Origin of the sequence: Streptomyces sp. NBC_00299 (assembly GCF_036173045.1) — a bacterium.
GTDB classification, from domain to species: Bacteria; Actinomycetota; Actinomycetes; order Streptomycetales; family Streptomycetaceae; genus Streptomyces; species Streptomyces machairae.
In genome coordinates this window covers 2,623,312-2,634,034 of record NZ_CP108039.1, presented here as the reverse complement: position 1 = coordinate 2,634,034, position 10,723 = coordinate 2,623,312, and the positions used below count along the sequence as shown (strand labels likewise).

At 69.6% G+C, this 10,723-nt stretch carries 10 protein-coding genes; 8 read left to right on the top strand and 2 right to left on the bottom strand.

Annotated elements, in window-relative coordinates:
* Window positions 1-216 precede the first annotated feature (216 nt).
* The 8 genes from OHT51_RS11455 (at window position 217) to OHT51_RS11420 (ending at window position 8,920) form a co-directional block, all read left to right on the top strand.
* Entirely contained in the window at window positions 217-897 is a 681-nt protein-coding gene (locus OHT51_RS11455) for a response regulator (RefSeq protein ID WP_328878813.1), read from the top strand.
* Between the two features lie 161 nt (window positions 898-1,058).
* Window positions 1,059-3,797, top strand: coding sequence for a DNA translocase FtsK (locus OHT51_RS11450; RefSeq protein ID WP_328878812.1), 2,739 nt, complete (start codon window positions 1,059-1,061; stop codon window positions 3,795-3,797).
* Between the two features lie 279 nt (window positions 3,798-4,076).
* A complete protein-coding gene (locus tag OHT51_RS11445; RefSeq protein ID WP_328878811.1) occupies window positions 4,077-4,907 on the top strand; it encodes a helix-turn-helix domain-containing protein in 831 nt (276 codons plus the stop codon).
* 94 nt (window positions 4,908-5,001) lie between these two features.
* Window positions 5,002-6,480 (top strand): 30S ribosomal protein S12 methylthiotransferase RimO, encoded by a 1,479-nt coding sequence (rimO, locus tag OHT51_RS11440; protein ID WP_328878810.1) that lies wholly within the window; start codon window positions 5,002-5,004, stop codon window positions 6,478-6,480.
* Window positions 6,477-7,289, top strand: coding sequence for a CDP-diacylglycerol--glycerol-3-phosphate 3-phosphatidyltransferase (gene pgsA, locus OHT51_RS11435; RefSeq protein WP_328878809.1), 813 nt, complete (start codon window positions 6,477-6,479; stop codon window positions 7,287-7,289). Before rimO ends, pgsA begins: the two co-directional genes overlap by 4 nt.
* Window positions 7,286-7,831 (top strand): CinA family protein, encoded by a 546-nt coding sequence (locus OHT51_RS11430; protein WP_328878808.1) that lies wholly within the window; start codon window positions 7,286-7,288, stop codon window positions 7,829-7,831. The genes pgsA and OHT51_RS11430 overlap by 4 nt, the downstream gene beginning before the upstream one ends.
* Window positions 7,832-7,940: 109 nt before the next feature.
* Window positions 7,941-8,321, top strand: a complete 381-nt coding sequence (locus tag OHT51_RS11425; RefSeq protein ID WP_328878807.1) for a helix-turn-helix domain-containing protein — start codon at window positions 7,941-7,943, stop codon at window positions 8,319-8,321.
* A 323-nt stretch (window positions 8,322-8,644) separates the two neighbouring features.
* Entirely contained in the window at window positions 8,645-8,920 is a 276-nt protein-coding gene (locus OHT51_RS11420; protein ID WP_328878806.1) for a hypothetical protein, read from the top strand.
* Here the strand turns inward: OHT51_RS11420 and OHT51_RS11415 are convergent.
* Together OHT51_RS11415 and OHT51_RS11410 are read right to left on the bottom strand one after the other, a co-directional pair.
* Window positions 8,871-9,635 (bottom strand): SDR family NAD(P)-dependent oxidoreductase, encoded by a 765-nt coding sequence (locus OHT51_RS11415; protein WP_328878805.1) that lies wholly within the window; start codon window positions 9,633-9,635, stop codon window positions 8,871-8,873. The two genes, OHT51_RS11420 and OHT51_RS11415, sit on opposite strands and share 50 nt — an antisense overlap.
* Window positions 9,636-9,667: 32 nt before the next feature.
* Window positions 9,668-10,561 carry an Fpg/Nei family DNA glycosylase gene (locus OHT51_RS11410; RefSeq protein WP_328878804.1) on the bottom strand — a complete coding sequence of 298 codons (894 nt, stop codon included), beginning with the start codon at window positions 10,559-10,561 and terminating at the stop codon, window positions 9,668-9,670.
* Between the last annotated feature and the right edge of the window lie 162 nt (window positions 10,562-10,723).

The window sequence follows — 10,723 nt, the reverse complement described above, 5'->3', positions numbered from 1 at the left end:
GCTGACTCAGTGTGCTCGAAGCCGTGTAGAAGTGCGGGATTCGGGGAACCTTCTGGTCTCCCGCTACGTTTCTGCTACGTGCACAGTGACATCGCGGTGACAGGGTGTGGCGACAGGCGGGGTGCGGCTACCATGACCGGCACGAGGGCGGGCGGCGTAACGGAGTCGTCCCCTGGGGCGGAGCCCGGTGCACTGCCGGGGCGAGGAGGGCGGGCCATGGTGCAGAAGGCCAAGATCCTCCTGGTCGATGACCGGCCGGAGAATCTGCTGGCGCTGGAGGCGATCCTCTCTGCGCTCGATCAGACCCTGGTGCGGGCATCGTCCGGGGAGGAAGCGCTCAAAGCACTGCTGACGGACGACTTCGCGGTCATTCTGCTGGACGTCCAGATGCCGGGAATGGACGGTTTCGAAACCGCGGCGCACATCAAGCGCCGAGAACGGACCCGCGACATCCCGATCATCTTCCTCACCGCGATCAATCACGGCCCGCATCACACCTTCCGCGGCTATGCGGCGGGAGCGGTGGACTACATCTCCAAGCCGTTCGACCCGTGGGTGCTGCGGGCGAAGGTCTCGGTGTTCGTCGAGCTCTACATGAAGAACTGCCAGCTGCGTGAGCAGGCGGCGCTGCTGCGGCTCCAGTTGGAGGGCGGCGGCAAGGCCTCGGGTGCCGACCAGAAGGAGCCGGCGGGGCTGCTGGCCGAGCTGTCGGCGCGGCTGGCTGCGGTCGAGGAGCAGGCCGAGGCGCTGTCCAAGCAGCTTGACGACGACTCGGCGGATGCGGCCGCGGTGGCCACGGCGGCTCATCTCGAACGCAAACTCACGGGGTTGCGGCGGGCGCTCGACGCGCTGGAGCCGGGCACCGGGAGTGCGTCGTCGGTTCCCTCGCAGAACTGACGTCGCGGTGGCGCGTGTTGACGCGCGCACGTATCCGGGCCGTCCGGCGCGTGACCGGCTCGTGAACCGGCGTCAGTTCACCGCCCCCGCAAGGGCGACACGAACGGGTGAAGCAGTGGGCACACGTGTCCGCTGTCTTCTCCACCGGTAACCTCACACCCATGGCCTCACGTCCCTCCGCAGCCAAGAAGCCGCCCGCAAAGAAGGCGGCCGCTTCGGCGAAGGCTCCGGCGAAGAAGGCCGCCGCCAAGAAAGCCCCCGCGAAGAAGGCGCCGGCAAAGAAGGGCGGGGCGAAGAAAGTCGCGCCCGCGCCCAAGCCGGCGCCCAATCCCACCGGGGGCATCTACCGCCTCGTACGCGCCGTCTGGCTCGGGCTCGCACACGCGGTCGGCGCGGTCTTCCGCGGCATAGGGCAGGGCGCGAAGAACCTCGACCCCGCCCATCGCAAGGACGGCATCGCGCTGTTGCTCCTCGGGCTCGCGCTGATCGTCGCCGCCGGCACCTGGTCCAACCTGCGCGGCCCCGTCGGCGACCTCGTCGAGATCATCGTGACCGGCGCCTTCGGCCGGCTCGACCTGCTGGTGCCGATACTGCTCGCGGTCATCGCCGTACGGTTCATCCGGCACCCCGAGCAGCCCGAGGCCAACGGCCGAATCGTCATCGGCCTGTCCGCGCTCGTCATCGGCGTACTCGGCCAGGTCCACGTCGCCGTCGGCTCGCCCGCCCGCAGCGACGGCATGCAGGCCATAAGGGACGCCGGCGGGCTGATCGGCTGGGGCGCGGCGACTCCGCTGACGTACACCATGGGCGAGGTCCTCGCCGTACCGCTGCTCGTGCTGCTCACGATCTTCGGTCTGCTGGTCGTCACGGCCACCCCGGTCAACGCCATCCCGCAGCGGCTGCGACTGCTCGGTGTGAAGCTCGGGATCCTGCCCGACCCCGCAGAGGACGACGAGTACACCGACGACGAGCGCTACGACGACCAGTGGCGCGAATCGCTGCCCGCGGCGCGTGGTCGCAAGCGCCGTCCGGCCCCCGAGGCGTACGACCCCGACAGCGCCGAGCAGGAGGCCCTCTCGCGGCGTCGCGGCCGTCCGAGGCGCTCCGCGGTGCCGCAGCCCGAGATGGAACGTCCCATGGACGCTGTGGACGTCGCCGCGGCCGCCGCTGCCGCGCTCGACGGCGCCGTCCTGCACGGGATGCCGCCCTCGCCGATCGTCGCCGACCTCACCCAGGGCGTGAGCGTGGGCGACCGCGCGGAGACCACCCCGGTGCCGACGCCGGTCCCGGCTGCGCGGCCCAAGCAGGAGAAGCTCCCCAAGTCCGAGGTGACGAACCTCAGCAAGGCCGAGGTTCCGGACCTCACCAAGGCCGCACCCGAGCAGATGCGCGACCTGCCCTCGCGCGCCGAACAGCTCCAGCTGTCCGGCGACATCACGTACTCGCTCCCGTCGCTCGACCTGCTCGAGCGCGGCGGCCCCGGCAAGTCGCGCAGCGCCGCCAACGACGCCATCGTCGAGTCGCTCACCACCGTCTTCACCGAGTTCAAGGTCGACGCCCGCGTCACCGGCTTCACGCGCGGGCCGACGGTCACGCGCTACGAGGTCGAGCTCGGGCCGGCCGTGAAGGTCGAGCGGATCACCGCGCTGACGAAGAACATCGCGTACGCGGTCGCCAGCCCGGACGTGCGGATCATCAGCCCGATCCCCGGCAAGTCCGCGGTCGGCATCGAGATCCCCAACACCGACCGCGAGATGGTCAACCTCGGTGACGTGCTGCGCCTCGCGGCCGCCGCCGAGGACGACCACCCGATGCTGGTCGCGCTCGGCAAGGACGTCGAGGGCGGCTACGTGATGGCCAATATCGCGAAAATGCCGCATGTGCTGGTCGCCGGTGCGACCGGTTCCGGTAAGTCGTCCTGCATTAACTGCTTGATCACTTCGGTGATGATGCGGGCGACCCCGGAGGACGTCCGCATGGTCCTGGTCGACCCCAAGCGCGTCGAGCTGACCGCGTACGAGGGCATCCCGCACCTGATCACGCCGATCATCACCAACCCGAAGCGGGCCGCCGAGGCGCTCCAGTGGGTCGTACGGGAGATGGACCTCCGGTACGACGACCTGGCTGCGTACGGCTACCGGCACATCGACGACTTCAACGAAGCCGTTCGCAACGGCAAGGTGAAATCGCCCGAGGGCAGTGAGCGCGAGCTTCAGCCGTACCCGTACCTGCTGGTCATCGTGGATGAGCTCGCCGACCTGATGATGGTCGCGCCGCGCGACGTCGAGGACGCGATCGTGCGGATCACGCAGCTCGCGCGCGCGGCCGGCATCCACCTGGTGCTCGCCACGCAGCGGCCGTCGGTCGACGTCGTCACCGGTCTCATCAAGGCGAACGTCCCCTCACGGCTCGCATTCGCCACGTCCTCGCTCGCGGACTCGCGCGTCATCCTCGATCAGCCCGGCGCGGAGAAGCTGATCGGCAAGGGCGACGGGCTGTTCCTGCCGATGGGTGCCAACAAGCCCACACGTATGCAGGGCGCGTTCGTGACCGAGGAAGAGGTCGCGGTCGTCGTCCAGCACTGCAAGGACCAGATGGCTCCGGTCTTCCGGGACGACGTCGTCGTGGGGACGAAGCAGAAGAAGGAGATCGACGAGGACATCGGTGACGACCTCGATCTGCTGTGCCAGGCGGCCGAGCTCGTGGTCTCCACGCAGTTCGGTTCGACGTCGATGCTCCAGCGCAAGCTGCGGGTCGGTTTCGCCAAGGCGGGGCGGCTGATGGACCTCATGGAGTCCCGCAACATCGTCGGACCGAGCGAGGGCTCCAAGGCTCGTGACGTTCTTGTGAAACCTGATGAGCTGGACGGAGTGCTCGCCCTGATCCGCGGGGAGGCTTAAAAGAGTCCGGGGCGGAAAAGCGACACAGTGATGGCCTACGACGGGTGGGTGATGAGTCGATGTCCGATCGTGACTCACCCGTAAGGGATCATTGAGCAACCGTTCCCCTTCGGCGTACGTCAAGTTGAGGGAAGCGCGACAATCTCGTACTCCCACCATCGGCGTGTCCGGCCATTCCGATGGCGTACAAAGTCCTACCGCCCGGTTGCCCCACCCTTTCGTACTCCCCCTAGACTGAACCTGCAGCACAGGTGGCTTAAACGCTCGAAAGGCGCCCCCGTGTCCATCGGCAACTCCCCTGAAGACGAGCGTCCGTTCGAAGACGTGTCCGAGGAAGCCCGCCCCTCGATCGGCCGTGCCCTCCAGCAGGCCCGTATCGATGCCGGGCTGACTGTCGACGACGTCACCAACGCCACCCGGGTCCGTATCGCCATCGTGCATGCCATCGAAGCGGACAACTTCGCCGCCTGCGGCGGTGACGTGTACGCCCGTGGCCACATCCGGACCCTGGCCAAAGCCGTCCACCTCGATCCTGCCCCGCTGCTCGCCCAGTACGACGACTCGCACGGCGGACGACCGGCGCCGACCCCGGCTGCCCCCCTGTTCGAGGCGGAGCGCATCCGCCCCGAGCGGCGCGGGCCCAACTGGACCGCGGCCATGGTCGCCGCGATCGTCGCCGTGATCGGGTTCGTCGGGTTCACCGCGTTCAAGGGCGAGGACGAGGGTGGCAAGTCGGCGGTCGCCGAAGGCGGCTCGACGCCGACGGCGGACAAGACCACAGCCACGCCGAAGACCGACAAGCCCAAGGACCCGAAGCCGTCGGACAGCGCCATCGCCGCCGTCCCCCAGGACAAGGTGACCGTCCAGGTCAGCGCCGCCGACGGAAGGAGCTGGGTCGCCATCAAGGACCACAACGGCCGGCTCCTCTTCGACGGCCTCCTCAAGCAGGGCGACTCCAAGACGTTCCAGGACAGTGAGAAGATCAACCTCGTCCTCGGTGACGCCGGCGCGATCGACCTCTACGTCAACGGCAAGAAGATCGAGGACGACTGGCAGCCGGGCGCCGTGGAGCGCCTCACGTACACGAAGGGCGACCCGCAGGCCGGATAAGTCTGGCTCAAGGGTTTGGTTGTGGACGGGGTTGGCCAAGATCGGCCAACCCCGTCGACGTGGGCTGTCAGTGAGACAAAGTAGTCTTGAGCCCATGCCTGAACGCCGTACCGTCGCACTCGTCACTCTTGGCTGCGCCCGTAACGAGGTGGACTCGGAGGAGCTCGCAGGCCGCTTGGAGGCGGACGGCTGGGACCTCGTGGAGGACGCCGGGGACGCGGATGTCGCCGTCGTCAACACGTGTGGCTTCGTCGACGCCGCCAAGAAGGACTCCGTCGACGCCCTCCTGGAGGCCAACGACCTCAAGGGGCATGGGAGAACCCAGGCCGTCGTGGCGGTGGGCTGTATGGCCGAGCGGTACGGCAAGGAGCTCGCCGAGGCCCTCCCCGAGGCCGACGGCGTGCTCGGCTTCGACGACTACTCCAACATCTCGGACCGCCTGCAGACCATCCTGAACGGCGGCATCCACGCCGCACACACCCCGCGCGACCGCCGCAAGCTGTTGCCGATCAGCCCGGCCGAGCGGCAGGAGTCCGCAGCCGACGTCGCGCTCCCCGGGCACGCGCCCGTCGACCTCCCGGACGGGCTCGCCCCGGCCTCCGGTCCCCGCGCGCCCCTGCGCCGCCGCCTCGACGGCGCCCCGGTCGCCTCGGTGAAGCTCGCCTCCGGCTGCGACCGGCGCTGCTCCTTCTGCGCCATCCCGTCCTTCCGCGGCTCCTTCATCTCCCGCCGCCCCAGCGACGTGCTGAACGAGACCCGGTGGCTGGCCGAACAGGGTGTGAAGGAGATCATGCTGGTCTCCGAGAACAACACCTCGTACGGCAAGGACCTGGGCGACATCCGCCTGCTGGAGTCCCTCCTGCCGGAGCTCGCCGAGGTCGACGGCATCGAGCGTGTCCGCGTCAGCTACCTCCAGCCGGCCGAGATGCGGCCCGGCCTCATCGACGTGCTGACCTCGACGCCGAAGATCGCCCCGTACTTCGACCTGTCCTTCCAGCACTCCGCTCCCGACGTACTGCGCTCGATGCGCCGCTTCGGGGACACCGACCGCTTCCTGGAGTTGCTCGACACCATCCGCGGCAAGGCACCGCAGGCCGGTGTGCGCTCCAACTTCATCGTCGGCTTCCCCGGCGAGACCGAGGCCGACCTCGCCGAGCTGGAGCGCTTCCTGAACGGCGCGCGTCTGGACGCCATCGGCGTCTTCGGCTACTCCGACGAGGACGGCACCGAGGCCGCCACCTACGAGAACAAGCTCGACGAGGACGTCGTCGCCGAGCGGCTGGCACGTGTCTCCCGGCTCGCGGAGGAACTCGTCTCGCAGCGGGCCGAGGAGCGCCTCGGGGAGACGCTGCACGTGCTCGTCGAGTCGGTCGACGCCGAGGACGCGGAGGGTGCGTACGGCCGTGCGGCCCATCAGGCACCGGAGACGGACGGCCAGGTGCTGCTCACGAGCGGCGAGGGACTGAGCATCGGTCGTATGGTCGAGGCGAAGGTGGTCGGTACGGAAGGTGTCGACCTCGTGGCCGAGCCGCTGCAGGGCACGCTCGCGTGTAGTGAGGAGGCTGGCAGATGACCGGAGTTCCGGCGTCCGCCGCGGGTGGCTCCTCCCCGGCGGGTGCGGCAGGCAGAGCGAGTGCGGTGGGTTCGTCCAAGGCCGGGGGCCCGAAGGCGGGCGGTTCGAAGGCGACCGGTTCGAAGGCGGCCGGCGGCTCGATGACGGGCGGCGCCGAAGGGGGCGTCCCCGGCGGTACGAAGCCCGCGCGCGGCGGGAAGATCGCGGCCGCGGCCGTCAATCAGGCAAGCGTCTGGAACGTCGCCAACCTCCTGACCATGCTCCGGCTGGTCCTCGTGCCCGCGTTCGTGGCGCTGATGCTGGCCGACGGCGGATACGACCCGGCGTGGCGCTCGCTGGCCTGGGCGGCCTTCGCCATCGCCATGATCACCGACCTCTTCGACGGTCACCTGGCGCGCGCGTACAACCTCGTCACCGACTTCGGGAAGATCGCCGATCCCATCGCCGACAAGGCGATCATGGGGGCGGCGCTGATCTGTCTGTCCGCGCTCGGCGATCTGCCGTGGTGGGTGACGGGCATCATCCTCGGCCGGGAACTCGGGATCACGCTGCTTCGTTTCATCGTCATCCGGTACGGCGTGATTCCGGCGAGCCGCGGCGGCAAGCTCAAGACCCTGACGCAGGGCGTGGCTGTCGGGATGTACATCCTGGCGCTGACGGGGTGGCTGGCCACCCTGCGGTGGTGGGTGATGGCCGCGGCGGTCATCCTGACCGTGGTGACCGGGCTCGACTATGTGAGACAAGCCATTGTGCTGCGCAGGCAAGGAATCGCAGAGCGCAAGGCCGCGTTGGAGGAGACGGAAGCGTGAGGTCTCCGGCCGCCGACGTAGTGCGACTACTCACAGTGAAAGGCAAGACGCTCGCTGTCGCCGAGTCGCTGACCGGCGGACTGGTTGCGGCGGAAATCACAGCCGCCCCCGGGGCCTCCAAGGCCTTCCGGGGATCGGTCACCGCCTACGCCACCGAACTGAAGCATGAGCTGCTCGGCGTCGACGCCACTTTGCTGGCACGGCATGGAGCCGTGAATCCGCAGGTCGCGGCCCAGATGGCAGCCGGTGTGCGGAAGGCGCTGGGAGCCGACTGGGGCATTGCCACGACCGGCGTAGCGGGACCCGAGGAGCAGGACGGACAGCCCGTGGGGACCGTCTTCGTCGCCGTGGACGGACCCGCCGACCACGGTTCCGGTTCCGCCGGTGGCGGAAAAGTGGAGGCACTGCGGTTGAACGGCGACCGCGCGGAAATTCGTATGGAGAGTGTACGGAGCGTACTCGCGCTCCTCCTGAAGGAGCTTGCGAGCGAACACAGTGGGAATGAGCGGGCACAGGATACGGAACAGAACGGGGGGTTTTGATGTTTGCAGCCCTGAGTGAACACGACATCGCTCCCCGCACGGCCGCGGCGCAAGGCGGTACGGTGGGGCGTGAAGGATGCGGCTACGCGGTCCGAGGAGGGAGCCACCGATGATTCTGCTCCGTCGCCTGCTGGGTGACGTGCTGCGTCGGCAGCGCCAGCGCCAGGGCCGTACTCTGCGCGAAGTCTCCTCGTCCGCCCGAGTCTCGCTCGGCTATCTCTCCGAGGTGGAGCGGGGGCAGAAGGAGGCTTCCTCCGAGCTGCTTTCCGCGATCTGCGACGCGCTTGACGTACGGATGTCCGAGCTCATGCGGGAAGTGAGCGACGAGCTCGCCCTCGCCGAGCTGGCCCAGTCTGCTGCGGCCACCCCGAGCGAACCTGTACCCAGGTCGGTCCGCCCGATGCTGGGTTCCGTGTCGGTGGCCGGTGTGCCACCGGAACGGGTGACCATCAAGGCGCCTTCCGAGGCGGTCGACGTGGTCGCCGCCTGACAGTGATCGTCGCGCGCGTGGTTTGACCGTGCGCTGAGATGTGTGTGGGGGCCCCGGCCGGGCCTTCTCCAGGGAGATCTGGGGGAGTGCGGTCGGGGTTTCGTGCTGTCTGGGGGACTTTTGTGCTGCGCGGCGGCACCTGGCACGGCCTCGTGGCGCCTTGCGGCGTCCGTTTGCCGGTGTGGGGCCCGGCGGTCATGGTGGAGGGTGTGATCGGCGCATGACGCGCTGTGATGACGTTGGCCCGCGCTGCATCCGTGTGCCGCCGGTGCGCCCTCCCGGCGGGTGAACGGGCGGCCTAGCCTCGGGCTGGAGGTGAGCGGATGGCACGGCCGATAGCGCGCTGGGGGGTGACCCTCGGGTTCGGGGCGCTGTGGTGGTGGGCCGTGCTGCGGCTCGCCCTGGCGCCCGGCGCGGGGGTGCTGGAGGGCGCCGTCGCCGCGGGAGGGTGGGGGCTGAGTCTGTTGCCGGTGCACTGTGTGCCGAAGGGGCGAGCCGCGGGAGCCGTCGACTCACGGCGGTGGGCTCAGGCCTGGCAGGCGGGGCGGGTTACCACGGCATCGCCGCACCACCGTTCGGACGCAGGATCTGCCCCGTAGTGAAGGACGAGGCGTCGGACGCCAGGTGCAGCACCGCGTGCGCGATGTCCTCCGCTTCACCGACCCGACCCAGCGGCGACATACGGGCCATGAGTGCCTCGGTGTGTGTCTGGGCCGCGCCGTCGTGGCGGTCGGTCATGGGGGTGCGGATCCAGCCCGGGGCGACCGCGTTGACGCGGATGCCGTGCGGGCCCATCTCCGTCGCCAGTGTCTTGGTCAGCTGCACGACGGCCGCCTTGGCTGCCCCGTAGCAGAGCAGGCCCGGGCCGCCGGTGTCCACGGCGCCGGAGGCCATGGTGACGATGCTGCCTCTGATGTCTTGGGCGCGCATCGCGCGGGCCGCCTCCTGGCAGGCGTACAGCACTCCCTTGAAGTTGACGTTCAGTACCCGGTCGAGGTCCTCGTCGCGGGTCTCCAGGACCGGGCTGCTGTGCATGATCCCGGCGACCGCGGCCATCACGTCGAGTCGGTCGCAGGACGCGACGGCCTGACGGAGCTGCTCGCGGTCGGTCACGTCGAGGTGATGGGTGTGGGCGGCGCCGCCGTTCGTTTTGATCAGGGTCGCCGTGTCGTGGAGGCCCTGTGCGTCGCGGTCGGCGCAGTGCACGGTTGCGCCGGCCTCGGCGAGGAGGGCGGCCGAGGCACGGCCGATGCCGCTGGCGGCGCCGGTGACGAATGCGGTGCGTCCGGTGAGGTCGTACGCCTTGACGGCCATGAAAGGACGGTACGAGGAGTTCTGACGGGTCGTCAATTAGTGGTACGAGGTGGAGTGCTGCCCCGCTCCGGCGAGCGGGGCCCTCGGGCGGTGCGTGGAGCCCTGCGCGAAGCGGTTGCGCTCGGGGCCGGGCCCGCCTGGCAGTTCGGGCACCAGTAGGTGGGGCGCTCGCGGGAACCGTCGCCCTGGTCGGCCGCGCGGATGGCGGTGCCGCAGCGCAGACAGGGACGCTTCGCACGGCCGTACACGAAGAGGTCCTGGCCGCGGCGGCCCGTCGTACTGCGGATCGGGCGGTCGCGGTTGGCTTCCAGGAGTTTCTTGGCGAGTACGGGCAGTTGCGCTGCGTGCTCGACCGGGAGTGCGCCGACGGGGAGCCAGGGGGTGACTCGGAGCAGGAAGCAGAGCTCGCTCTTGTAGACATTGCCGATGCCGGCGAGGTTGCGCTGGTCCAGCAGGGCCTCGCCGAGCGGGCGGGCGGGGTCGGCCAGGAGGTTGGCGAGGGCGCGGTCAGGTGCCCAGTCCGGGCCCAGGAGGTCGGGGCCGAGGTGGCCCACTGCGCGGTGTTCCTCGGTGGTGCGCAGGAGGTCGAGGACGGGGAGGCGGTACCCGACGGCTGTGCGGCCGGGGCGGGCGTCGGCGGCGGCGAGGACCACACGGATCTGGTGGGCGGGGCCGCCCGTCCAGCGCTCCTGGTCGGCGAACACCTTCCAGGAACCTTCCATCCCGAGGTGCGTGTGGACCGTCAGGCCGCCCTCGATGCGGGTGAGGAGGTGTTTGCCTCGCGGCGTGACGTCCAGGACGGTGCGGCCCGTGAGGTCGACCGTGGCGTACCTCGGTACCCGGAAGTCGCTGACGGTCAGCATCTCGCCCGCGAGGGCCGTGTGCAGCCGCTTCGCTGTCTGCCAGACCGTGTCTCCTTCGGGCATGGGTCAAGGGTGGCATGGGGGGCGGGGTGTGGGGTGCGGCTGTGTGGGGTGGGGGTGTGGGGTGGGTCGGATCGCAGGGTCGGTGGGGCTCGTGGGGGAGGCTGGGGCTCGGGCTGGTGGTACGGGCGTGAGCTGGTCGTACGGGCTCGGGTTGGGCCGGGT